Consider the following 25,304-nt stretch of genomic DNA (forward strand, 5'->3'; position numbering starts at 1 on the left):
AAAAGATTATGATTATCTGGTCATCTCTATCAAAGCTTGAGAAAAAAACAGCGCTTTCGCGCCCGGCTATGGCCAATAGCCAACAGTTAAAACAAACCGTGGGCGACATTATCGCTAGCGTTGAAAGTAAAGGCGATGCAGCTGTTATCGACTTCACTCGTAAGTTTGATTACCCTGATTTGCAATCGTTAGTGTTATCGCAAGAAAACATCGACACGTTAGCAAGCTCGGTTACCGCAGAAGTGGCTGGCGCTATTGATATTGCATTTAACAATATTAAAGCGTTTCACGATGCGCAGTTGCCAAGTGATATTGCCCTAACCACTACACCTGGTGTGAACTGCGAATTACGCTTCACAGCTCTTGATGCGGTAGGTTTGTATATTCCAGGTGGTAGCGCTCCTTTGCCCTCTACGGTATTGATGTTGGGTGTGCCTGCACTGGTAGCCGGTTGTGAAAACAAACTGCTTTGTACGCCACCCAACAAGCAAGGCTTAATTGCCCCTGAAATTGCGTATGCCGCAAGAAAATGTGGCATTGAAGCCATATATCTTTGTGGCGGGGCACAGGCCATTGCAGCCATGGCATTAGGTACAGACTCTATACCGCAAGTTGATAAAATATTCGGCCCGGGTAATAGCTTTGTGACTGAAGCCAAACAGCAGGTAAGCTTACGTGCTGATGGTGCAGCAATCGATATGCCAGCAGGCCCGTCTGAAGTATTGGTATTAGCAGATGAATTTGCCGATGCTGAATTTGTTGCTTCAGACTTACTTTCTCAAGCAGAGCATGGCCCAGATTCTCAAGCCATTTTAGTGTCTAATAGCGAAACCTTGATTGAGGCAGCAAAAGCAGCGGTTGAACGCCAATTGTCTACGCTTTCACGTGCCGATATTGCTCGCCCTGCGATGGAGAATGCCCGCTATATTTTGGCAGATTCAGTAGATGACGCCATTTTAGTAAGCAATGCTTATGCGCCTGAACACTTAATTGTGCAAATAGAAGATGCTCGCAGCCTACTGCCGAAAATCAAATATGCAGGTTCGATATTCTTAGGCCCTTGGTCTCCAGAATCTGCCGGTGATTATGCCTCGGGTACAAACCACGTATTACCTACCTACGGTTATGCGAAGAACTACTCTAGCTTAGGTTTGCTCGACTTTATGCGTCGCTACACTATTCAAGAGTTATCAGCAGACGGCATGCGTAACTTAGGCCCCGCTATTATGGCCTTAGCCAGCGCTGAAGGCCTTGATGCTCACGAACAAGCGGTAGCGCTGCGTATGCAAAAGCTAGCAAACGTTACCAATAAGGGAGATGCTTAATGCCTGCTCTTGTTGATACGCTTATTGATAACCTGATTAATGCTAATTTGGTGCCGCTTAAGCCTTATGAGTCGGCAAGGCGTTTATATTCAGGCGGCCAAGATTGGCTAAATGCTAACGAGTCGCCCTATGCGAATGAGTATGACATAGATGCGAGTAACTTTAATCGTTACCCGTCGTGCCAGCCATCATCAGTAGTTGAAAGCTATGCGGCTTATGCAGGCATTGATACTTCACAATTGATTGTTACCCGTGGTGCAGACGAAGGCATTGAATTACTGATTCGTACCTTTTGCACCCCAGGCAAAGATAATATTGTTATTTGCCCGCCTACTTACGGCATGTACGCGATTAGCGCAGAAACCTGTGATGTGGGTATTACGACAGTGCCACTAAAAGGCGATTTCAGCTTAGACGTTGAAGGCGTGTGTGCAATCGATAACGCTAATGTTATTTTTATTTGTGCACCAAACAACCCAACAGGTACACAGGTTGCCAGGGAAGATATTCGGACAGTACTCAACCACTTTTCTGATAGTGCACTAGTGGTGGTTGATGAAGCTTATATCGAGTTTGATGCCGAAAATACTTGGGCAAATGAAATAGCGAATTACCCTAACCTAGTAGTACTACGCACGCTTTCAAAAGCCTTTGCGTTAGCGGGTTTACGCTGCGGCTTTACTCTAGCCCAAGCGCCGGTTATTCAAGCGTTGCTAAAAGTTATTGCACCCTACCCTATTGCAGAGCCTGTGGCACAAATTGCTGCACAGGCGTTATCTACTGACTCACTGACATTAATTCAGTTGCAGGTAGATACCATCAATAGAGAAAAAGACCTACTGGCAACCGCGCTTGCCGATATTGACGGCTTTGAATTGGTTGGCGATAGAAAAGCAAACTTTGTGCTATTTCGCTACGAGCGTGCTAGCGAACTCATGCAATATTTGGTGAGCAAAGGGTTATTAATACGCGACCAATCTAAACAGCTTAACCTTACAAATTGCTTGCGAGTAAGCATTGGTACTGAAGAACAAAACCAGCGTTTATTGCAACTGATCAACGAATTTAAAAAGGAGCTAGCGGCATGAGTCAGCAAGCCATTTTATTTATCGACCGCGACGGTACACTTGTAGAAGAACCACCGGTAGATAAACAGCTAGACAGTTTAGAAAAGCTGGTTTTCGAGCCAAACGTTATTCCTGTGTTATTAAAGCTAAAAGCCGCAGGCTTTAAGTTTGTCATGGTCACTAACCAAGATGGTTTAGGCACGGACAGCTTTCCACAAGCTGATTTTGACGCGCCTCATAATGCCATGATGGCTATTTTTAAAAGCCAAGGCATTACATTTGACGACGTGCTTATTTGCCCGCACTTTGAAGAAGACAACTGTACTTGCCGTAAGCCTAAACTGGGGTTAGTGAAAGATTACCTTCAGCAAGGAAAGGTGGATTTCACCCGTTCATACGTGATTGGCGATCGCATGACCGACATGCAACTTGCCGAGAACATGGGTATTAAAGGTTTGCAATATAACCCTGACACCTTGAACTGGGATCACATCCAGAAAACCTTGTTGTCGTCTTCACGTATTGCCGAAGTTATCCGCACTACCTCAGAAACCGACATTAAAGTACGCGTAGATTTAGACTCTACCGAGAAGTCGCACATCCACACTGGGTTGGGTTTCTTCGACCACATGCTCGACCAAATTGCGACCCACGGTGGGTTTGAGTTAAACGTGACCGTAGATGGCGATTTGCACATAGATGATCACCACAGTGTGGAAGACACTGCATTAGCATTGGGTGAAGCCCTTAAGAAAGCCCTCGGTGATAAACGTGGTATTGGCCGTTTTGGTTTTGCCCTGCCTATGGATGAGTGCCGCGCAGAATGTATTATGGATATCTCAAACCGCCCTCACCTTAAGTTTGAAGCTGATTTCAGCCGCGACCAAGTGGGCGAAATGGCCACTGAAATGGTGCCGCACTTTTTCTATTCATTGGCGCAAAGCATGGGGCTGTCGCTTCACCTTTCCACCAGCGAAGGGAATGCTCACCACCAGGTAGAAAGTTTATTCAAAGTATTTGGCCGTGCGTTACGTCAAGCCATTACGCGACAAGGTGATGCACTGCCTAGCAGTAAAGGAGCGCTTTAATGCCTGAAATACAAAAATCACAACGACAAAAGATTGTCATTGTGAACACAGGCTGCGCAAATATTTCATCGGTTCGCTTTGCGCTAGAGCGTTTAGGTGTAACCGTTGAAGTATCTGACGACAAAGATGTGATCACCCGCGCCGACAAAGTATTTTTACCCGGTGTGGGTACTGCAGCTGCTGCCATGGCAAGCGTTACGCAAAAAGACTTATCAAGCACATTGCAAAGCCTAACCCAGCCAGTACTAGGCGTGTGTTTAGGTATGCAGTTAATGGTAGAAAGCAGCGCTGAAGGTAGCTTAGAGAACCGCTTAGGAGATACGCAGGATGACATTCCTTGTTTGTCGCTAATGCCTGGTCGTGTTGCTCGTATGGAAGCGAATGGCTTGCGTTTGCCGCACATGGGTTGGAATACGGTTTCTCATAGCGACGACACCTTGTTTAAAGGCATCCCACAAGATACCTATTTCTATTTTGTGCACAGCTTTGCGGTACCAGAGTACGCCCATACCCTAGCCAGCTGTAACTATGGTAACCCGTTTTCAGCGGCCATTAATAAAGACAACTTCTTTGGCGTACAATTTCACCCTGAACGCTCCAGCGATGCTGGTGCGCAACTACTGACTAACTTTGTGAACCTATAATGATTATTCCAGCAATTGATCTTATCGATGGCAGCGTAGTGCGTTTGTATCAGGGCGACTACGAGCAAAAAACAAAATACGAATTCGACCCAGTAGACGTGGTAAACGACTATGCCGACCAAGGCGCTACGTGGTTGCACATTGTTGATTTAACTGGCGCGAAAGACACCAGCAAGCGCCAGCTTACCTTGATTAAATCAATGGTAGATACCAAGCGCATGCAGTTTCAAGCCGGCGGCGGTATTCGTAGTGAAGAAGAAGTAGCCCAGTTACTCGATATTGGCGTAAGCCGCGTGGTGATTGGATCACTCGCGGTTAAACAGCCTGAACTGGTGAAATCGTGGGTAACCAAATACGGTGCTGAACATATCGTATTAGCCTTAGATATTAACATTAGTGAGAACGGCGAAAAGCTGATTGCCACTCACGGATGGCAGGAGAATTCAGGGGTAGCCTTGGAAGACTTGCTAAACGACTTTGCATCAGTTGGTGCTACACATGTGCTTTGCACTGACATTAGCCGTGACGGCACACTACAAGGCGCTAATGTAGAACTTTACGAAGAGATAAGTGCACGCTTCCCTAATGTTAGCTGGCAAGCATCTGGCGGCATAGGTAGCTTAAACGACATTTCGGCGTTGAAACCAACCAACGTTGGCGGTGTGATTTTGGGCCGTGCCTTACTTGAAGGTAAATTTACCGTGAAGGAGGCTATCGCATGTTGGCAAAACGCATAATTCCTTGTTTGGATGTTCGCGACGGCAAAGTCGTTAAAGGCGTTCAATTTAGAAATCACGAAATTATTGGCGACATCGTACCCTTAGCAGAGCAATACGCAAAAGCGGGTGCTGACGAACTGGTGTTTTACGATATTACTGCAAGCTCAGATGAGCGCGTGGTAGATAAAAGCTGGGTAAGCCGTATTGCACAGGTTATCGACATTCCATTTTGTGTAGCCGGCGGCATCAAAAGCATTGAAGATGCTGGGCGCATTTTAGAAATGGGCGCAGATAAAATTTCAATTAACTCCCCTGCCCTAAACAACCCTGCATTAATTAATGCCATGCATGACGTTTACGGCCAGCAGTGTGTAGTCATTGGGGTAGACAGCTTTTACAACGACGCCACCGGGCAATACGAAGTGTATAAGTTTACTGGCGATGAGAACCGCACTCAAAAGAGCCAATGGCAAACCCTAGACTGGATAAAAGAAGTGCAGTCACGCGGTGCCGGTGAAATTGTGCTTAACTGCATGAACCAAGACGGTGTACGCAAAGGTTATGATATAGCCCAGCTTAGCGCAGTACGTGAAGTGTGCGAAGTACCCCTTATTGCTTCTGGCGGTGCCGGTGAGATCTCTCACTTCAACGATGTATTTCAACAAGCCGATGTTGATGGCGCGCTAGCCGCTTCCGTATTCCATAAAGGCATTATTAACATTGATGACCTAAAGGCCGATTTAACCGCTAATGGCGTACCTATGCGTAAGCGTCACGCCCTACCAAACGCACAAGGAATAAAGCCGTGATTGTAACTTCCGAAAACAGTAATACCCTAGCATGGGAAAAAATGGACAACCTGCTTCCAGCCATAGTACAAGACGCCCTTTCAGGCAAAGTACTAATGCAGGGTTACATGAACCAAGATGCACTAGCCACTACACTAGATAGCGGTAAAGTCACTTTTTTTAGTCGCTCAAAACTGCGTTTGTGGCAAAAAGGCGAAACCTCAGGCAATACCTTAGATTTAGTCAGCGTAGCCGCCGATTGCGATTTCGACTCGCTATTAGTGTTAGCCAACCCTAACGGCCCTACGTGCCATACAGGCGTTGAAAGCTGCTGGTTTGAAGGCAATACGCCTAGCTTTACCTTTCTGGCTGATTTAGAGCGCTTATTGGCTGCCCGTAAAGGCGCAGATCCGAAAAGCAGCTACACCGCTAGCTTGTACAATAAAGGCATTAAGCGTATTGCACAGAAAGTGGGTGAAGAAGGTGTTGAAACCGCACTTGCTGCTACGGTACACGACAAAGAAGAGCTTAAAAACGAAGCCGCTGATTTGCTGTATCACCTAACCGTATTGCTGCAAGCAAGCGACATGTCGCTTGATGATGCACTATCTGTATTGCGTGAACGTCAAAAGTAAGTGTTCATCGCCCAAGTTCATTGAGCGAAATTACAACACATAACATGTAGGGAGCAAGTTACTAGCGTAACTTGCTCCCTTTTTATTTTCATGAACCTCTCATCTTATTGCCTCACTGATTTTCTATTTATTTCTCCTTGTAGCATTGTTTTTTATCACTATGCCTAAATATTTTTATCTCTTTTGGGAAGCATTGAGGATTTATATGGATATTAGTTTACGAGAAGTCACCAAAGACAATTGGCTAGATATTATTCATCTAGAAATTACAAAAGAGCAAGAAAACTATGTGGCGTTAAATTCGGAATCTATCGCCGAATCAAGCTTCTACCCTCATTATGTTAACAGAGCTATTTATCAAGGTGATGAAGCTGTAGGTTTTATTCAATATTATCAGGAGTTAGAAGAAAACCTACCCGACGAGTTTTATATTGCGCAATTTATGGTTGACGTCAAACATCAGGGGCAAGGCATTGGAAAAATTGCGACCGAACAAGTTATTAAAGAAATGAGCGTAATCCCTGCCTGTAAAAAGATAACAATACTCTATATGCCAGGGCACCATGCAATGCGAAAGTTCTATTCACAGTTCGGCTTTGTTGTAACCGAGGAAGATGACGAAGACGGTGTTGTGATGGAGCTTGAAGTTAAATAATGCAATCTGCCTTAGGACAGTTTTTTCGCTAAGGTTTAGCTTAGCAAAGCATCGTGTAAGCTGATTCTCATCCTATGATGTATTCTTTATGTGCTAACCGGTGTTATGTAAAGTCTCGGTATTGCTGACAGTCGGAAATAAACAAACAGTAGACCCTCAGGGTTTAGGTTTTAAATTTCCGAGTTGTGCCATAAAGGGCTGTTCGCGCTGAGGGTTTATAAATACTAACAAAGCATCGAAGTAGAGGACGCCCTTGAGATATCTGAAGGAATTGATAGTTAGACGTGCAGTTTAAGTTTTTTAAGTTGAATACAGTAATCCATTGGATTACTATGGTGCTATGAGAACGACAATAGCCGAACTACCAGAATTTATAAAGCGAGCAGATGCGCTATTAAGTGAATCTGAACGAAAAGGTGTCATTGATTACTTATCTGAACATCCGAAAGCAGGCGATGTTATGGAAGGTACTGGTGGGATTAGAAAGTTGCGTTGGAGCAAAGGTAATAAGGGTAAGAGTGGGGGTGTACGTGTTATTTATTATTATCATGATGAACGTATTCCACTTTTTCTATTAACAATATTTGGCAAAAACGAAAAAGCTAATTTAGTCAAAGCAGACAGAAATACTTTATCTAAACTAGTCAAGCTGCTAACTACAAAAGCGTTGGAGAAATATAATGACTAATGCATTCAATAGTATCGCTCAAGGTTTGCAAGAAGCCATCGATTTTACTGAAGGAAAAAAAGTCGAAGCTAAAATCCATAGAGCACCAGAAGTCAACGTTGTAGAAATACGCCGTAATCTTGGTCTAACCCAAATGGAGTTCGCTTCAAAGCTTTGCATCAGCGTTTCAACTTTACGTCACTGGGAACGAGGTGATCGCAATCCACAAGGACCAGCACTTGCTTTATTAAATGTCGTAGCTAAAGAGCCTAAAGCTGTTATGAGGGCGCTTGGGTAAAACGCTAATCAAGCGTTGGAATGTATGCGGTATTCAGTAACCACGAGCGTCTGGTATTGCGCTGAAGTTCGTATTCACGACTAAAATTTGAATTCAGGAATTTTTTCTTCAAACAGCGTCATGCTTATTTTGGCATCAGGGGCCGCAAAACGTACATTGCAGTACTTCAATAGTAAAGCTTATAACACTCAACCGCCTGTCAGAATCGACCAAGCACTAGCATGAAAACTGAAGGCTAGCGTGAAATAAAGAACACACATCTTGAAACACTTTCAGTATGAACTGTTCCCAATCTAAACCCTCTATACTTCTAGCTCCTTTACGGCTATTAGCGCCATAACCTATTTAGTACGTGGCAACGAACTACAATTACGCCGTATTAACCACCTATTGTTAGGAATTAAAATGAAGCAACAAACTGGCTCGTTTATTAAAAGAAACTTACCTTTCATACTATTTGTTGTACTGATGTTTTCATTCAGAAGCAGTGTGGCAGATTACTATCATGTACCTACGGGTTCTATGGAGCCCACCATTCAGGTGGGAGATCGCATTGTGGTAAATAAAAGTGCATACACTCTTGAACTGCCTTTTACCAATGTGGTGCTTAGCCAAACGGGAGATATCGCCCGTGGTGACATTGTGGTTATTCAAAGTAGCGCGGCCGATACGCGGTTAGTTAAGCGCGTTGTCGCTATTGCTGGCGACACGGTTAGCTTGAGTAACAACACGCTAACCGTAAATGATGAGCACGCCGTAATACAGAGGCGCGACCACTATGTTTTCCAAGAAAATATAGGCGATAGTCAGCGCAGTATTCAGCTATTACCTGTACAAGGGGCGCGCTCGTCATTTAATGAAGTTGTTGTACCTGATAAACATGTGTTGGTGATGGGTGATAACCGAAATAACAGCGTAGATTCACGTTATTACGGCTTTATTCCTGTTGAAGAGGTCCAAGGACGTGCTACCCGTGTGGCTTTTTCATTAGACAAAGAAAATTACTACTTACCAAGAGGAGAGCGTTCTTTGCTAGCGCTTCAATAATATCAGTTCGACAGGCATGCCCTCAAACGGGTATGCCCTCCCTCTCTTTTATTACTGCCTTACCCAACTTCCCACAAATTTGCCTACATTTGCCAGTTACTCTATGTCAACGATGAGCCTCAGCGCTTCTGGTCTCTGCTCATTTTCCATTTGTACACAATTTGTAACTAAGTCTATTCAAAAACAATAGCTTGCCAGCTTGCTACTTTACCCACGTTAATGCTATTGATTAATTAGTAACCATTCGCGTTACTGAGATAAAAAATAACAAGTTAAATGGAACCATAAGGAAATCACAATGAAACATGGTGTTAAATTTAGTGCGCTCACACTCGCACTGGCTGGACTCTCCTCAATCTCTTCCTCGCAAGCGCAACAAGCAGAAGAACAAGCTGAGGGAGTAGAACGTATAGCAGTAACAGGCTCTCGTATCAAACGAACCGATATTGAAGGCCCCTCTCCTATTCAATCGATAGATGCCACCATGATAAAAGGCATGGGGTATGAGAACTTACAACAATTACTAGAACGCATGCCGGCCACCGGTGCGGGTACTTTCTCAACCCGTAACAATAGCCAAGACTCAACCGCAAATGGTGCGGCCTCTGTGTCCCTTAGAGGTATGGGTCCAGATGCCACCTTAGTACTTATTAATGGCCGACGTGTTGCCATCAGTGCATTTGCAGAAAGCATTACCAATTCATTTGTTGATATTAATGCTATTCCCGTATCGGCCATTGAACGCATCGATATTTTAAAAGACGGTGCATCAGCTATTTACGGTTCAGATGCCGTGGCCGGTGTAGTAAACGTTATTTTGAAGAAAGACTATGATGGTTTAGAAGTAAACGTAGGCTATGGCGGTACCACAGGGCCAAGCTACGGCGAAACCACGGCTAATATGCTGTGGGGCAGCCAAAGTGAAAAAAGCAGCGCTACTGTCATTCTCGATTACTTTAACAACAGCCAGCTAGGCGCTGACGAAATGGGCCGGTTTGGTACTGCCAATCAATCGCCTTATGGCGGTATGGATTTTCGTTCTTCTCGCGGGTATCCAGGTTATTTCTATGTTGACGGCGTTAAAACTATCGATCCCGATTGCCCAGCCGATAGCGCCACTGCATCTGGTAGTTGTTTGTTCGACTATGGCCCATACGGCCTCACTATTCCTGCATCGGAGCGCGTCGGCTTTATTGGTCAATTCGATTATAAAATTTCGTCAGATGTTACCGCGTTTATGGAAGTCGCCGTACAGCACAATACCTCTGAAGCTGGCGGTGCAGCCACGCCCCTTGATGAAGATGCGGGCTTAACCGTACCTGGCACCCATCCTGATAACCCTTTCGGGCAAGATATTGATATTGGCCGTTACCGCCCTGTGGATGCGGGCGCCAGACGCTGGGATATTGAAACCGATACACTTAGGTTTGTAGCAGGCTTACGAGGCCAAATTTTTGACTACGATTGGGAAGCATCTGTCCAAAAAGGCAGAAGTAGTTCTGAACAAAGCGGCGATCAATCGCAAGGTTGGGTTCGCGTAGATTGGCTACAGGAACAGATTGACCTAGGTAACTACAATCCTTTCGGTGGTGTAACTAACTCACCTGAGGTTATTGATGCCATTACCACCAGCTTGGTTCGCCGAGGTGAATCACGCATGACTAGCTTCGATGCTCACATTACTGGCGAAGCGTTTGCGTTAGGTGATGAAATGGTCATGATGGCAGCGGGTATAGAGTACCGTGAAGAGCAAGTATCAGACATTCCAGACATTCAATTCCAGCAAGGGCTCATTTTTGGTACTGAATCTGTTTCTGCTAACGCAGAGCGCGACCAATACGCCGCCTATTTAGAATTATCAATTCCGCTCTATGATCAACTAGAGCTTCAATTGGCGGGTCGTTACGACGACTACAGCGACTTTGGTAACACGACCAACCCGAAAGTTGCGCTACGCTGGGCGCCAAGCGACGAAGTTACCCTTCGTGCTTCGTGGGCGCAAGGGTTCAGAGCACCATCATTGGCACAAGTAGGTTTAGGCCCTTCGCAGAAGAGTGTGTTCTTTGTAGATAGATACCGCTGTGAAGCAACAGGTTTAGACTGCGAATCATTAGATTATAATATTGAGTTTGCGGGTAACCCAGATTTGGAAGCGGAAGAGTCTGAATCGTGGAATGTGGGCGCTATTTGGGCACCTACACAAGAACTTGGTCTAAGCGTTGATATTTGGAGTATCACCCAAGACAACAAAATTGATGAGCAGCAATTTGGTTTGGTATACGACACTGAGTGTAATAACCAAGATAGCGAAATTTGCGTACGCTTAGATCCACAAGGCAGCGCTAGCTTAGGGGTTATCCAAAAGATATTTAATACCTACCAAAACGTGTCTTCACAAGAAGCTGCAGGTATCGATTTAAGTGCAAACTACATGCTTACCCTAAACGACTACGGTGACGTGAAGTTCAATCTTGATTGGTCTTATCTTACCGAGTTTGAAAAGGATGGTTTAGATTACACTGGTGAGTATGGGTATCCTGAGCACCGCTGGTTGTTTGGCACAACGTGGAGCAAAGGTGCGTTTGACGCTAACTTGAATATTAGTTTTGTGGGTGAATTTGAAGATACACCGGATATCGACTTCGACGGCGTGTTAGATTTTGAAGAAAACACATCCCGAATGGTCGATTCACAAGTGCTAGTGGATATTCAAGGTGGCTACAACGTGACTGATACTATCCGACTTGTACTTGGCGTAAACAACGTACTTGATGAAGAACCACCTTTTGCTATTGGCGATGGCGATAGCGACCTTTATGGGTATGTGGGTAGTATCCACAATCCACGCGGCCGCTTCGTATATACCAAAGCAACGTTTAGGTTCTAAACGTTAGCACTCACTGTGATTGCCTGAATGTCAGGCAATCACAATCCAAAATGAATAAGCATTAAGTTAGCAATGGCCGCGACTAACATGGCCAAAAATGTCAGCATCATACCTGCAATACGCTGCCAGCTTGCTCCACTATGATGTCTTAATCCATAAGCATGGAAAATGCGTCCGAATAAAAGTGCACATGCAAGTGCATGTACCGCCCAACCTTGCCCAGTATTCGCTTCAAAGCAAGCGACCATAATGAGGGTAATAGGAACATATTCACTAAAATTTCCATGAGCGCGACTGAGCCTTTTCAGGTCTTCATTACCACCGTCACCCAAGCTAATTTGATTTTTTCTACGAACCCCTATTACTAAAAAAGACAAGTATAGGTAGCAAATCCCCAACAGACTGGCATAAAACGCCGTTATAGGTAATACCATGAGTTAGCTCCACGTTTATATTAGTTATTCTGCAATTATTAAACGCTATTCGCTTATAACATACAAGTAACAAAAAAGGCCGCAGTAGCGGCCTTTACAAATCAACAAGCTTAATTAACCTAGAAGTTCAGCAAGCTCTGCACTTACTTCATCTACTGGGCGTGTGCCGTCTAACTTGTGGTATTCGCAGTTGCCAGCATCAGCTTCAGCACTATAGTAATTAACTAACGGCTTAGTTTGCTCATGGTAAATCGCAAGACGTTTACGTACTGTTTCTTCTTTATCATCATCACGGATAATAAGGTCTTCACCAGTATCGTTGTCTTTCCCTTCCTCTTTAGGTGGGTTGTAAACAACATGGTAAACACGACCTGAAGCAGGATGAACACGACGGCCACCCATACGCTCAACAATTACATCATCCGGTACGTCAAACTCAATACAATGGTCGACAGAAACACCCGCTTCTTTCATTGCATCAGCTTGAGGAATTGTACGTGGGAAGCCATCTAACAAGAAACCATCTTTACAATCGTCTTGCGCAATACGCTCTTTAACCAGCCCGATAATGATTTCGTCAGATACCAACTTACCTTCATCCATTACACGCTTGGCTGCAAGGCCCATTTCCGTACCTGCTTTTATAGCAGCACGAAGCATGTCTCCGGTAGAAATTTGGGGGATCCCATATTTGCCCATTAAAAACTGAGCTTGTGTGCCCTTACCCGCGCCAGGAGCGCCGAGAAGAATAATTCGCATGAGTGCGTTCTCCGCTTATGATTTTGAACTTTTTTACTTGGGGCACTTTACACATTCAGCACCACAGTGACAAGTCTAAGCCCTACTGTAGAGGGAAACTAAACACTTATGATGAATATATATACTACTTATGGCCCGTTATAAAATCCGACTTTGGTCTTAACTCACTGCTTACTTTCAAACGTACCGAATGAAGTTAGCTAAAGGAGGAAAATATAGCATAAATTAACGTGCAAAATAGATTTAAAGACCCTAGAAACAAAAAACGGGCATTACGCCCGTTTTATATTAATTAACTTTTAATAATGAAGCTTATTTCGCTAACTTCATTAATAAAGTGTTTAAGTTTTGCACAAACGTTGAAGGGTCTTTTAAACTACCCTGTTCAGACAATGCCGCTTGGTCAAACAATACACCAACCCATTGCTTAAACAAATCTTCGTCTTGCGTTTCTGCTAAGGTTTTAACCAAAGCATGTTCTGGGTTAAGTTCGAATAGGTACTTAACGTCAGGCACAGGCTGACCTGCAGCTTGCATCAACTTCATCATCTGTGTAGTCATGCCGTTGTCATCAGCAACAATGCACGCCGGAGAATCAGTTAGACGGTGGGTAAACTTAACGTCTACGACTTTATCGCCAAGGGCTGCTTTAGCACGCTCAACAATACCTTCTACTTCTTTTTCTGCTTCTTCTTGGGCTTTCTTAGTATCTTCATCTTCAAGGTCGCCTAAATCTAAGTTTGCTTTCGCAATAGATTCAAACGGCTTTTCGTTGAAATCACTTAGATGCGACATTAACCATTCGTCAATGCGCTCACCCATTAGCAATACCTCAATGCCTTTCTTACGGAAGATTTCTAGGTGCGGGCTAGATTTAGCAGCTTGTAGGCTGTCTGCCGTTACGTAGTAAATCTTATCTTGGCCTTCTTTCATGCGCTCAATGTAGTCTGCCAACGAAACGGTTTGTGCATCAGAGTTACCGTTGGTTGATGAGAAGCGAAGTAAACCAGCAATTTTTTCACGATTGTTATGGTCTTCAGAAGGACCTTCTTTCAGCACGTTACCAAATTCGTTCCAGAATGACTGGTACTTATCGGCGTCGTTCTTGGCCATTTTCTCAAGCATTTGAAGTACGCGTTTAGTACAACCTTGACGCAATGCTTGGGTTACCTTGTTGTCTTGTAGAATTTCACGAGACACATTAAGTGGCAAGTCGTTGCTGTCTAGAAGACCTTTAACGAAGCGCAAGTAATTAGGCATAAACTGCTCGGCGTCATCCATGATGAAAACGCGCTGAACATACAGTTTTAAACCGTGCGCTTGGTCGCGGTTCCACATATCAAACGGGGCTTTAGAAGGAATGTACAACAAACTTGTATATTCTGTCTTACCTTCAACTTTGTTATGCGCCCATGCAAATGGGTCGGCAAAATCGTGAGAAATGTGCTTATAGAATTCTTTATATTCTTCATCAGAAATGTCTGACTTTTCACGCGTCCACAAAGCAGTAGCTTTATTGACAAGTTCCCACTCACCTGGCTGTGCTGGGGTCTTCTCGCCATCAGGGCCTTCGCTTTCAGGCACTTCTTCTTTCCACATTTTAACCGGAATACTAATGTGGTCTGAGTATTTGCTAACAATTGAACGTAAACGCCAATCATCAGCGAATTCTTTTTCGTCTTCACGAAGGTGCAATACAATTTCAGTACCGCGAGTTGGTTTGTTGATTTCTGCTAAGGTGAATTCACCCTCGCCTTCAGAAATCCACTCAACGCCTTGTGAAGCATCTGCGCCAGCGGCACGAGTGCGAACAGTCACTTTGTCAGCAACGATAAATGCTGAGTAAAAGCCAACACCGAACTGACCAATCAGTTGTGAGTCTTTTGCATTGTCGCCAGAAAGCTTACTGAAGAAATCTTTTGTACCCGACTTTGCGATAGTACCTAAGTTGGCTATCACTTCATCGCGGTTCATACCAATGCCGTTATCAGCAATAGTTACCGTGCCCGCTTCTTTATCAACACTAATTTTTACGTTTAGGTCGCCATCATTTTCATAAAGGCTGTCGTTTTCTAGTGCGCGGAAACGTAGCTTGTCTGCTGCATCGGCAGCGTTAGATACAAGCTCACGTAGGAAGATTTCTTTATTTGAATACAAAGAATGAATCATCAGATGTAGAAGTTGTTTTACTTCCGTCTGAAAACCGTGGGTTTCTTTATGGGCTGCTTCAGCCATAATCCAATATCTCCTCGTTGAATGGATCACGTTACTTTCAAACAGGTAAGGCCGAACTAGCAGTTTTCAACAGCAAAGCGAAAAAATATTATTGGGGAAGCGCCGCAATTTAGAGTTTGCGGCGACCAGAAAAGGCGTGAGTAAGGGTATTTCCGTCTATATATTCAAGCTCGCCACCAACGGGCACACCGTGAGCAATACGAGACGCTTCAACATTATGTGCCGCGCAAAGCTGGGCTATGTAATGCGCAGTGGCTTCACCTTCCACCGTGGGGTTGGTGGCTAGAATAACTTCGTTAATGCCACCTGCACTAAAACGGGTTTCTAATTCATTGAGGCCAATTTCTTCAGGCCCTACTCCGTCGATAGGCGACAAATGCCCCATCAATACAAAGTACTGGCCTTTATAACTAAGCGTTTGCTCGATTGCCAATACATCTTGCGGGCTTTCAACAATGCATAATAAGCCACTGGCCTCGCGCTCGGGATGTCGGCAAATCTCGCACAGCTCATCTTCTGTAAACGTTCTGCAGCGCTGACAGTGGTGAATATGCTCCATGGCGTTGTGCAGCACATTACTTAAATCTATCGCCCCCTTACGATTGCGTTCCAAAAGATGAAACGCCATTCGCTGGGCACTCTTATTACCTACCCCAGGAAGGCAAGTTAACGCTTGAATTAATTCATTCAGTAACGGGCTAAACTTCATACAAACTACTTATCATGTTAAATCGGTTACGAAACAATTACGCATGTTACTCACTAAAAGTGCTTGTTGCACACTCTCAATAAAAGTTTGCTATAGGCTAGTTTGGCTCAATTATTTTTTCTTTTGGCTTTGCTGCCTTTCGAATCAATTTTTTATGCACTTCATCGAGTTTAATCACATACGCATTTCCGCCGAAAATACCTTTAAATTTCTCGTCGGTAAATATAATGGTGTTGTCGTCTTTAAAAGTGACCGCCTCTTTTTGCGTAATCAACCCTAAATCAATGCGGTAAACATCGCCGGAGAAGAACTTATCCCCTTTGAAGTTTTCGAATAACCAAATACTAGTGGAATCCAATAGCGCTAGCTTAGTTCTGTCGGGGCTTAATGCCGCCGACGTTATCCAGCACAGTTTCTCCATGGTAGTACAGGTTTTAAAAGAGTCGATTAATTCGGCATCAAAGTTAGCCGCGTGATCACCCACTTTATATACATTAGTAATACCATCAAAGGGCTCAGTTCTATTTTTGGTGAATAAATAAAGGTGGCGCCCTAGCGCAACAAAGGCTTCTAAATCAAAGTTACGATCATTCGGTTTAACCGGTGTTTTCCCGTCCATTTCAGGGTAGGTAAACTTAATAATTTCGGCGTTCGTCGACTCGGTTTTAATATCGATAGGGTTTTCTATCTTGTAAATAGTCAGCCATTTTCTGTCGTTATCATTATTACCAAAATCGCCTAGGAAAAAGTGCCCGAAGTCGTTTTGGGTAATATCTTCCCAATCAATGTTTTTAGCATTGGCTACCATGACTTCTTTGGTAATGTCGCCGTTATCATCTAAACGATATAATTTGGGATCATCCCCACTGTCATTAATAGCCCAAAGAAACCCTTTTTTATCGTATTCGATACCAGAAATTTCATTCAACTTAGGGTCTACGGATAACTGTTTTTTGCTATATAGCCTGTGAGTTGAAATGCCAAATAAGGTAATGGCTACAACAGCGACTACTGTCACCGACAGGATAATACTTTTTTTCAGCATGAAAATGTTGATATTTCTGAAGATTAAGATGGAACGTATTATTACTGATGGTCTACCATAACTAAAGCGTTTTATGCCGAACTTACTGACCAATCAGTTGAAGCAAACCAATCCGAAATTATAGGTAAAGCCTTCGTTTAATAAAAAGCTGAAACTAGGCTATGTAAAGACTCCACATACACAGCGCTAACGTGCTATCAATAAAATAGAACCCACTAAAATACATAGACTTAGTTAACATAAACTTCATTTTCAACCATTTATAGATAGATATAAATTTAAGTGATAGAAATAACACACTTTCCAAACAGCCCTAAACCGTCAATAATTTTTACACAGAAAGATTAGAAATTAAAAATAACCAATAAATTCAATAAATTAAAAACTGGCCAATTTCTTGCTGAGGCATTTTCGAACTTCATAAATTGATCATTCAAAAAAATAAAAATTTTAGAACATCAGGGATGTAGTAAATGCCTACCTTTAAAAAAATCATAAAAATTAGTACTTTCTCGTTTAGCCTTTTATTTTCTGCTCAATATGCCAATGCAATTGTTATTGAAAGCAGTGACTCAGCCGAAATTTTAACCGATGCGCTATTTATTAATAATTCAGGCTTAACAATTACCGAGCAATCGCTGTCGGGCCAATTTGGTCAAGCTGGCTTTTATACTAATAACTCAGTAACCTACGGTCTTCCAAGTGCTGGCGGTATTGTCTTTAGTACAGGTCAAGTAAGCGATTATGTCGATGGGCCGAATGAATATATCGATAATGGTTCTGAAGTAGTCGAAATCCCTCTTCCCTCGGCCAATGACGGCAACTTGGCAGAAGCAGAGTTTTCTAACAACCCTGTAGAGATTTTTGAGCAAAGTGAAACGAATGAAGGTGGAAATGAGCAGCCTGGGCTAGAAGGCGGAAATGAGCAGCCAGGGCCAGAAGATGGTGGCGGCGAGGAATATGTACCTCAAAACCCAGCCTCAGCGGCACAAAACACAATTTTAACCCCAATTACCGGGCAAGCTGAACATTTCGATGCTGTGCAATTAGATATTACTTTTGATGTATCTGATGATGTGAGTACTGTGTCATTTATTGCGGCCTTCGGCTCAGAAGAATTTCCAGGCTATGTTGATAGTGAATATACCGACGGCTTTGCCCTATTATTTAACGGTGCTAATGTAGCTTTTGCACCTGTGGCTGAGCTTGCCGTAGACGGTGTATTTGCCCCTATCTCAATCGACCACCCTGACTTCGAGGCCATTGAAGGCACAGAATTGAACGGTTTATTAGCACCAAATGGCATTCCGCTTTTACAATTCGATATTCCCGTAGAGCCAGGCAGTACTGGAAATACGTTTACTATGTTGCTAGCTGATGCATCAGACGATGCATTAGACACAACAGTATATTTAAGCAGCTTTGGTAATTTTGCCGTAGAAAATGGTGAGTCGGAATTTACACCGTTAATGCCGGATGAAGATGTTGAAGTAGGTGAAGAGAGCGAATTTGTATTCACGCTACCGGAGGTTGATGCAGGCGAAACCATTTGGTTCGATCCAGATGTATCGACCGGCTACACGTACACCGCCGGGAACAGTGGTCAATTTGCCAGTGTTACCGCACCGACTTTACTCAGCGTAAATGATGACGATGGGTACCTAATCACCTTTAGCAATTCGTTAGGAGATGAGTACACAGAAGCTTTAATGGCGGGACAAACCTTCGACTTCCCTTTTCCTGTCTCAACGTTCACCCTGACAGGTATTAATGAAGACCTTATGTTAGACCCTACAGATCCAACAGCATTCGTTACCGGTGTTTCTTTTGCTGACCCAGGTTCGTATACAATAACCCAAGCTGCTATTGTGACATCTACCACCAGCGTGCCAGCACCTTCAACGATTGCAATATTCTTACTTTCACTTGTTGGCATTTCGCTAGTTCGCAAACGCAAGTAAACGTAAAAGTAATGGAGAGGGGGTGCTAAACCCGCCCCCGTATTTAGTAAAGATGAAGAAGTATGTCGTAACCTTAGTAGTTATTTTATTCTCATTTTGTGCCGTAGCGGCAGATGAAGAAGGCGCGTTCAACACAAAAGGGACAGCGAAACGCAGCTGCTCTGAATTTGCAAGTACGTATTCTGAGCAAGGTTCAAAAACATATTTATACGGCGGCTGGCTAGAAGGTTACATCACGGCGTTCAATGCGTTGCAGCAAAAAACGTTTGATATAACGCCATGGCAGACTACTGAACTGATGTTATTGATGCTAAATAAGCATTGCACCGATAATCCAGATCAAAAATTTCTAGATGCCACTAATATTATGCTGCAAGCGTTTTTGCCAACACGCATGTCTACACGTTCCGATATTATCGAGATGTCGATTAACGACAGTACTATTTATATTTATCAAACGGTGCTTGATATGACTGTTGAGGCGTTAGAATCAAGTGGGTATAACATTGATACCGAATCGTCTGACATCGCTTTTAACAAGTCATACGTGGAGGCTATTACCCAATATCAACGGGCAAAAGGTATTGCAGTTACAGGCTTCCCCGACCAGCAAACGCTAGTAAATTTGCTGTTGATAAAGCCCCAAATAAAACGCTAATTAGTTTGGTTGTATTGCAGAAATGCTTTACAACCACTTTCCTTATTAAGCGAAGTACTCTGCTCCCCCCTCTATTTCGCTTCAATTAATACCCATCTTCCACTTTTAATCTAAAAAAACTGCAAATTTTTTTAACTACAAATCTGAGACTTAAACTTTAACAAGACTTAAAACTCAATTTAACAGAATAACGCAGTGTACAAATTTTAACCAATAGTGTTTAATTCTAGGCCGCTAGACAGGGAGGGCTGGCAGTTGTTGTTCAATGATGTATCCCCGTCATCAGTTAGCTACAACTGGAGTAGTGAATAACCACTACTATTCAACGAAAAGGAATACTTCAATGAATGAAACTCAAAATCAACGTTCAAAAGACTCACTAGACTACCGTATTCGTATCGCTTCGCTAAATAGGCATCAGTCCATCCATTCTCAAGTGATGCATATAAATAATGGCGATGAAAAGTCGAGTATCAACTACGCCATGAGCTTTACCAAAGGATTAGAACACAATCCCGAAACTGGCCTTGTTCAAAATGCAGAAACCTGTGAGGCATTAATAGATGCAATTAATGGAGGGGAAATATCGCCTTTCCACGCGATAGATGTACCTACAGCCGAGGGCAAACGCCGGCTTTGGGAAGCGCCAACTGCGGGCTTTGTATTTGATGTTCAAGGCCCTGATGCACAAGAAGTGACAATGGCGCCACCGCCAGGGCTTGGCTCAAGTGAGCTAACCTTTGAAATGGCCGAAGTTTATGAACTAGCGGTTTTACGAGACACCGCTCTCAATAAGTTCAGCGAATTGTCAGATGAGATTGCAGGCCCATGCGAAAGACTAAATAAGCTAAGTTATGCAATGCGCGGCTTCTGTGGACGCCCCAGACTCACTGCAAAAAACGCCTGTGGTGACAAAGTGCTTACGCCCGGAACAGTTTTCAGGGGGTCCTCGCCAGGCGTAGGTATCGGTCCCTACCTCTCTTGCTTCATGTTGATGGGGGGAGGGAATACCAAAAGTAGTGTTGAATCCGGCCTTATTAATTACGGCGCGCAAACCATCAATCAAAAAGTACCAAAAGCAAGTGATAAGAATTTCATGTTGGAATTTGACGAGTGGGTAGCGGTTCAAAACGGTTACAGCCGGAATAACACTCCAAAGACAGGAACGGGGAACTATGAAGAAAACAGTGGAGAGTTAAAACTCACTTTTATTAAAACCCCAAGAGATTTAGCGACATACGTTCATTTCGACGCCCTCTATCAAGCCTATTTAAATGCCTGCCTAATACTACTAAGCCAAAAAGAGAGCCAAGACTTTGCTCCTTTTGATAGTAACTTCGTAAACCTTTCTGGGGAATTTCCTAACTCGCGAGCGGGAGGTTTTGCTTTGTTTGGTGGGCCACATATTCTATCGTTGGTAACAGAAGTGGCAACTCGAGCGCTGAAAGCGGTCAGGTATCAAAAATTTCAAGTGCATAGACGCCTGCGCCCTGAAGTGCTAGCAGCAAGAATAGCCAAATCTGACAATGATGCGTTCAAAGCTGCTGTGGGAGGCGCGGCCAGTACAAATTTCGAGAACATGAAAGCCGATTTATCGGACACATTGGCTAAGATCAATGAACTTTTTCACACGGAAGATTTACTACCGATGGCCTTTGCTGAAGGGTCCCCCATGCACCCTTCTTACGGTGCAGGGCACTCAACTGTTGCAGGAGCGTGCGTGACCGTACTTAAAGCATTTTTCGATACTAATGCGCAGTTAGCCCGAAAAGGAGAATCTGTTTGCTTCGTAAAACCAGAAATTGCTGAACGGGATAATTGGCAACCCGTTAAGATTGTAGCAACTGACAACGACGATACCTTAACTATTGAAGATTCTGATGAAGTGATTACCTTAGAAGCTGAGCTTAACAAACTCGCCGCTAATATATCGATTGGAAGAAATATGGGTGGAGTGCATTTTTTCAGTGACTACTACGATAGTTTGAGAATGGGCGAAGAAATTGCGTTGGGAATACTTAAAGACCAAGCTGAAAGTTACCCTTACGATGCATTTACCTTATCGGTTAAAACGTTTGATGGCGATGAGAAATTAATTACACGCTCTTAAACAGTTGAGACATGTATAAGCAAACATGAAAGGCGTTTTTGATTTACTGTTTCGTTTTATAGCGATGGCGAAAACGAAGTTGCAATAACTATATATTCGAATACTTGGCATTAACCTTATACGTAAATCACTGTCTAATCACACCAGTGGTAATACGGACGCCCTTAGTATTATTTGAATACTGACGAACAAAAAGCCCCGGTTTCACCGGGGCTTTTTGTTACAACGTAATGCTTAACTTACGGTAAGCGTTACTAAAACATTCACATTAAAACGGCATTTTGAAGCCTGGTGGAAGTGACATTCCGCCAGTAACGTCACCCATTTTTTCTTTACTGGTTTCTTGAACGCGGCGAACGGCATCGTTAAATGCAGCGGCAACCAAGTCTTCAATCATGTCTTTATCGTCTTCCATTAACGTGTCGTCAATGTCTACGCGGCGAACGTTATGATTACATGTCATGGTTACCTTAACCATGCCTGCACCGGCTTCACCTGTGACTTCCAGCTTTGCCAAATCGTCTTGCACTTTCTGCATACGATCTTGCATTTGCTGAGCCTGCTTCATCATGTTGCCCATTCCACCTTTAAACATATTCTTTTCTCACTTTGTCTTAGTGTTAGTTAATATTGCTATCGCGCTTTAACCGAGTCGGTCACTATTGATGCGTCGAACGCTGATAACAACGCTTGTATTGTTTCGTCGGTATGTACTACCGATTGTGCATGCGCTTGGCGCATAGCAATAATGTCTTGTTGCAACGCATAGGGCGTTTGTTTTGGCGAGCCAAGGGTGATGGTAATATTCTCCCCTTCGCCAAAACTATGATGCAATACATCAAGCAACTGTTGTTTTGCACTGTCTTTTAGTAGATGCGCCTGACTGTTATCAATTTCAAGCGTTATACCCTGATCATTTCGCAAAAAAGAGGCATGAAGCACCAATTGTTTAAGCAAACCTGCAATAGGCATTTGCTCTACGTCATTGCTCCACTTATCAATTTGGCTCGCATGAACAAGCTTACTACCATCATCCAAATACGCAGCTAGCTTACCTTGATACTGACTTTTGAACTGATTTACTGGCTCAGCACTAAATTCATTACGGGTATCGCTTGGCTCTGATTCTAAAGGCTGAGGTTCTAAAGGCTCTGATTCTAAAGTCTGAGGCTCATTACGAGCTGTTTCGCTATTGCCGCCATACTGCGCCGCGTCAGGCATTGGTGAATCAAAGTGGGTATCTTGCTCGTTGGCAGTAAACGGCTCGTCATTATGCTGCATACCAGTATCCCACGGGGGCATATCGGTTTGGTTTTGCATGCTAGCGTTAGAAGTCGTGTTAGAGCCAACATCTAAATTTGCATTAAAAGTATCAGAGCTTGATGGCGCAGTTGCCGGTGCAGTAGTTGATTCTTGTTGAGCACTGATGTCGTCAGCCGTGCCTTTAGATTGCCTATCATCTCGGCCTTCACTAGAAGGGTCAAGAGAGCTTTGGCTTGAAGCCTTACTCATTCTATCTACAAAGCTAGTAGTTTCGTTCGTCGCTTCAGGCTTTTTCGCCGCTTGTTCTGCGCTTTCATCACGTTTTTGCTTTAATCGCTGTCGTAGCGCGAGCATATCAGCAGTGGATGTTAGCTGTGCCTCTGGTGTGGGTGTAGCGGCTGGCACAGAATCAACAGCTTGCTGCGAAGCAAAATGTGTAGATTGCGTGTCAGGGCCTTCATCAGATAGCGGTGTATTTGTCCGCTGAGCATCGGCGAAATCAGGCGGCATAAATGACGACTCATCATCATCGTAAGGCGGTGGCATATCGTCCATGTATGCATCTGCTGGCGGCATATCATTAAACGGGGCCGAATCTGAAGGAGTATGCTCTGACGCCAAACTTCTGACTGGCTTGCCATACTCACCTGCAGGTTGATTGCTACCCGTAGGCTGATCGTTGCCTGTAAAATGATCACTACCTGTAGAATGATCACTACCTGTAGGCTGATTATTTATTACAGACTGATTGGCATCTGACGGCTGGCCATCTTTTGAATACGCTACCGGCTGGGAAGGCTTTACCTGTTGCGAAGGCTCTGCCTGTTCAAAAGACGCTACCTGTTGCGAAGCGGCTTCGCCATACGACTCTTTTTCATGAGCCGAGGCTCCTGGTTCAGGGGGGGTATTCTGTGAAGTGGCTAAATCTGCTATGTCAGAAGAAGATGAAATCTCGTGAGTTCGTGCGCGGTCGGTTTCATCAGTAGCAGTTTCTGCATCTTGAACATTTGCACTGTGAGCATCTTGTTCATTGCTGAAAGCCTCTTCACCGGCTGACGATGACCCAGCGTCTGTGCTTTTAGCACTAAGAGAGTTAGCGGTAGAAGTCGTGCTTTGCGCGTCTTGCTCAGAAATTAGTGTTTTTTTTTCCGCCGATGCAATAGGCAACGAACTATCAACCGTTCCGCTGGCTATCTCAGATGGCGCATCAGCTAAAGGCGTACTAGGTGCAAATGTCATCATACGCATTAACGTCATTTCTAATGCGCTCCTGCCGTCTGATGAGAATGGTAAGTCCTTCCTTCCTTGCAGCGCAATTTGATACAACAACTGCACTTGTTCAGCAGAAATTGATTTAGCAAGTTGGTAAATAGCTTTGGCTGAAGTTGTTTCTAATTTACAGGCTTCAGGCACCCATTGGGTTAACGCTATTTGATGTAGCGTACTGCCTAATTCGGCAAGCACATGATCGTAATCTGGTGCTTGTTCCGACATATCCTGAACCAATTGCATAACATCGGCTGGCGTTTTACTCACCACCGCATGCAATAACTTCACAAGCTGATTTTTATCCATCAAGCCTAGCATGTCGGTAACGACTGAGGCGTTAACCGCATTACCACCTTGTGCAATAGCTTGGTCGGTTAAGCTTAAGGCATCACGCATACTCCCCTGTGCAGCGCGGGCTAACAACGCTAGCGCTTGCGGCTCAAAGGGTAAGGTTTCTTGCTCTAGAATATGATTAAGCTGCCCAACTATTTGCTCTCGCGACAATGCTTTTAAATTGAACTGCAAGCAACGAGATAAAATAGTAATAGGAAGCTTTTGTGGATCGGTCGTGGCCAGTAAAAACTTAACGTGAGGTGGTGGCTCTTCTAACGTTTTTAACAACGCATTAAAGCTATGCTTAGACAGCATGTGTACTTCATCAATAAGATACACTTTATACCGGCCGCGGGTAGGCTTGTATTGTACGTTATCAAGTAGCTCTCGGGTATCTTCTACCTTTGTGCGTGATGCCGCATCAATTTCAAGCAAATCAACATAATTACCCTGCTCTATTTCTTTACAGGTATTACATTGACCACAAGGGTTAGACCCCTGCCCTTCTTCGCAGTTTAAACTCTTGGAAAATATACGAGCAATGGTGGTTTTACCTACCCCTCGCGTACCGGTAAATAGGTACGCGTGGTGCAAGCGGTCGTTATCTAACGCATTCGAAATAGCTGAAACAACATGTTCCTGCCCTACGAGTTCACTAAACTTACCCGGGCGCCATTTACGTGCTAATACCTGATAACTCATTGCTTG

At 43.9% G+C, this 25,304-nt stretch carries 22 protein-coding genes; 15 read left to right on the forward strand and 7 right to left on the reverse strand.

All coding sequences use genetic code 11. The features are described 5' to 3' along the window. Nucleotides 1–8 precede the first annotated feature (8 nt). The 12 genes from hisD to J5X92_RS11750 all read left to right on the forward strand — a co-directional run bounded on the left by hisD (nt 9) and on the right by J5X92_RS11750 (nt 11,820). A complete protein-coding gene (gene hisD, locus J5X92_RS11695; protein WP_208805805.1) occupies nt 9–1,325 on the forward strand; it encodes a histidinol dehydrogenase in 1,317 nt (438 codons plus the stop codon). Next, nucleotides 1,325–2,413: a histidinol-phosphate transaminase gene (gene hisC / locus J5X92_RS11700; protein ID WP_126871418.1), complete on the forward strand. Its 1,089-nt coding sequence runs from the start codon at nt 1,325–1,327 to the stop codon at nt 2,411–2,413. The genes hisD and hisC overlap by 1 nt, the downstream gene beginning before the upstream one ends. After that, the gene (hisB, locus tag J5X92_RS11705; RefSeq protein WP_126871417.1) at nt 2,410–3,480 is read left to right on the forward strand and encodes a bifunctional histidinol-phosphatase/imidazoleglycerol-phosphate dehydratase HisB; all 1,071 of its coding nucleotides are present in this window, start codon (nt 2,410–2,412) and stop codon (nt 3,478–3,480) included. The genes hisC and hisB overlap by 4 nt, the downstream gene beginning before the upstream one ends. Continuing rightward, nucleotides 3,480–4,124 carry an imidazole glycerol phosphate synthase subunit HisH gene (gene hisH, locus J5X92_RS11710; RefSeq protein WP_013783422.1) on the forward strand — a complete coding sequence of 215 codons (645 nt, stop codon included), beginning with the start codon at nt 3,480–3,482 and terminating at the stop codon, nt 4,122–4,124. The genes hisB and hisH overlap by 1 nt, the downstream gene beginning before the upstream one ends. Further along, nucleotides 4,124–4,861 carry a 1-(5-phosphoribosyl)-5-[(5-phosphoribosylamino)methylideneamino]imidazole-4-carboxamide isomerase gene (gene hisA / locus J5X92_RS11715; RefSeq protein ID WP_013783421.1) on the forward strand — a complete coding sequence of 246 codons (738 nt, stop codon included), beginning with the start codon at nt 4,124–4,126 and terminating at the stop codon, nt 4,859–4,861. Before hisH ends, hisA begins: the two co-directional genes overlap by 1 nt. After that, a complete protein-coding gene (gene hisF / locus J5X92_RS11720; protein WP_013783420.1) occupies nt 4,843–5,652 on the forward strand; it encodes an imidazole glycerol phosphate synthase subunit HisF in 810 nt (269 codons plus the stop codon). The genes hisA and hisF overlap by 19 nt, the downstream gene beginning before the upstream one ends. Continuing rightward, entirely contained in the window at nt 5,649–6,266 is a 618-nt protein-coding gene (gene hisIE, locus J5X92_RS11725) for a bifunctional phosphoribosyl-AMP cyclohydrolase/phosphoribosyl-ATP diphosphatase HisIE (RefSeq protein WP_013783419.1), read from the forward strand. Before hisF ends, hisIE begins: the two co-directional genes overlap by 4 nt. Nucleotides 6,267–6,471: 205 nt before the next feature. Then, nucleotides 6,472–6,921: a GNAT family N-acetyltransferase gene (locus tag J5X92_RS11730; protein ID WP_013783418.1), complete on the forward strand. Its 450-nt coding sequence runs from the start codon at nt 6,472–6,474 to the stop codon at nt 6,919–6,921. Nucleotides 6,922–7,261: 340 nt separating this feature from the next. Next, nucleotides 7,262–7,609 (forward strand): type II toxin-antitoxin system RelE/ParE family toxin, encoded by a 348-nt coding sequence (locus J5X92_RS11735; protein ID WP_013783417.1) that lies wholly within the window; start codon nt 7,262–7,264, stop codon nt 7,607–7,609. Next, on the forward strand, nt 7,602–7,886 hold the full coding sequence (locus J5X92_RS11740) for a helix-turn-helix domain-containing protein (RefSeq protein WP_013783416.1): 285 nt from the start codon (nt 7,602–7,604) through the stop codon (nt 7,884–7,886). Before J5X92_RS11735 ends, J5X92_RS11740 begins: the two co-directional genes overlap by 8 nt. Before the next feature lie 405 nt (nt 7,887–8,291). After that, a complete protein-coding gene (lepB, locus tag J5X92_RS11745) occupies nt 8,292–8,933 on the forward strand; it encodes a signal peptidase I (RefSeq protein ID WP_126871416.1) in 642 nt (213 codons plus the stop codon). Between the two features lie 298 nt (nt 8,934–9,231). Then, complete coding sequence (locus tag J5X92_RS11750; protein WP_208805806.1) at nt 9,232–11,820, forward strand: TonB-dependent receptor; 2,589 nt, start codon at nt 9,232–9,234, stop codon at nt 11,818–11,820. A 38-nt stretch (nt 11,821–11,858) separates the two neighbouring features. On the opposite strand, the gene J5X92_RS11755 is transcribed toward J5X92_RS11750, so the two are convergent. The 5 genes from J5X92_RS11755 to J5X92_RS11775 all read right to left on the reverse strand — a co-directional run bounded on the left by J5X92_RS11755 (nt 11,859) and on the right by J5X92_RS11775 (nt 17,002). Next, nucleotides 11,859–12,254, reverse strand: a complete 396-nt coding sequence (locus tag J5X92_RS11755) for an MAPEG family protein (RefSeq protein WP_013783410.1) — start codon at nt 12,252–12,254, stop codon at nt 11,859–11,861. A 114-nt stretch (nt 12,255–12,368) separates the two neighbouring features. Continuing rightward, the gene (adk, locus tag J5X92_RS11760; RefSeq protein ID WP_013783409.1) at nt 12,369–13,013 is read right to left on the reverse strand and encodes an adenylate kinase; all 645 of its coding nucleotides are present in this window, start codon (nt 13,011–13,013) and stop codon (nt 12,369–12,371) included. 312 nt (nt 13,014–13,325) lie between these two features. Next, a complete protein-coding gene (gene htpG, locus J5X92_RS11765) occupies nt 13,326–15,248 on the reverse strand; it encodes a molecular chaperone HtpG (protein WP_208805807.1) in 1,923 nt (640 codons plus the stop codon). A 109-nt stretch (nt 15,249–15,357) separates the two neighbouring features. Beyond that, entirely contained in the window at nt 15,358–15,957 is a 600-nt protein-coding gene (gene recR, locus J5X92_RS11770; RefSeq protein WP_013783407.1) for a recombination mediator RecR, read from the reverse strand. Nucleotides 15,958–16,054: 97 nt separating this feature from the next. Continuing rightward, nucleotides 16,055–17,002, reverse strand: coding sequence for a hypothetical protein (locus J5X92_RS11775; protein WP_013783406.1), 948 nt, complete (start codon nt 17,000–17,002; stop codon nt 16,055–16,057). Nucleotides 17,003–17,475: 473 nt separating this feature from the next. Between J5X92_RS11775 and J5X92_RS11780 the strand changes: the two genes are divergently transcribed. The 3 genes from J5X92_RS11780 (at nt 17,476) to J5X92_RS11790 (ending at nt 21,731) form a co-directional block, all read left to right on the forward strand. Further along, nucleotides 17,476–18,963, forward strand: coding sequence for a choice-of-anchor L domain-containing protein (locus tag J5X92_RS11780; protein ID WP_208805808.1), 1,488 nt, complete (start codon nt 17,476–17,478; stop codon nt 18,961–18,963). Nucleotides 18,964–19,015: 52 nt separating this feature from the next. Beyond that, nucleotides 19,016–19,621, forward strand: coding sequence for a peptidoglycan-binding domain-containing protein (locus tag J5X92_RS11785; protein ID WP_208805809.1), 606 nt, complete (start codon nt 19,016–19,018; stop codon nt 19,619–19,621). A 343-nt stretch (nt 19,622–19,964) separates the two neighbouring features. Further along, nucleotides 19,965–21,731 (forward strand): vanadium-dependent haloperoxidase, encoded by a 1,767-nt coding sequence (locus J5X92_RS11790; protein ID WP_013783403.1) that lies wholly within the window; start codon nt 19,965–19,967, stop codon nt 21,729–21,731. 268 nt (nt 21,732–21,999) lie between these two features. Here J5X92_RS11790 and J5X92_RS11795 read toward each other — a convergent pair whose 3' ends face one another. Beyond that, entirely contained in the window at nt 22,000–22,326 is a 327-nt protein-coding gene (locus tag J5X92_RS11795) for a YbaB/EbfC family nucleoid-associated protein (protein WP_013783402.1), read from the reverse strand. A 38-nt stretch (nt 22,327–22,364) separates the two neighbouring features. Continuing rightward, nucleotides 22,365–25,298, reverse strand: a complete 2,934-nt coding sequence (gene dnaX / locus J5X92_RS11800) for a DNA polymerase III subunit gamma/tau (RefSeq protein ID WP_208805810.1) — start codon at nt 25,296–25,298, stop codon at nt 22,365–22,367. Between the last annotated feature and the right edge of the window lie 6 nt (nt 25,299–25,304).

The organism is Alteromonas sp. K632G, from assembly GCF_017653625.1.
In the GTDB taxonomy this organism is placed as follows: domain Bacteria; phylum Pseudomonadota; class Gammaproteobacteria; order Enterobacterales; family Alteromonadaceae; genus Alteromonas; species Alteromonas naphthalenivorans.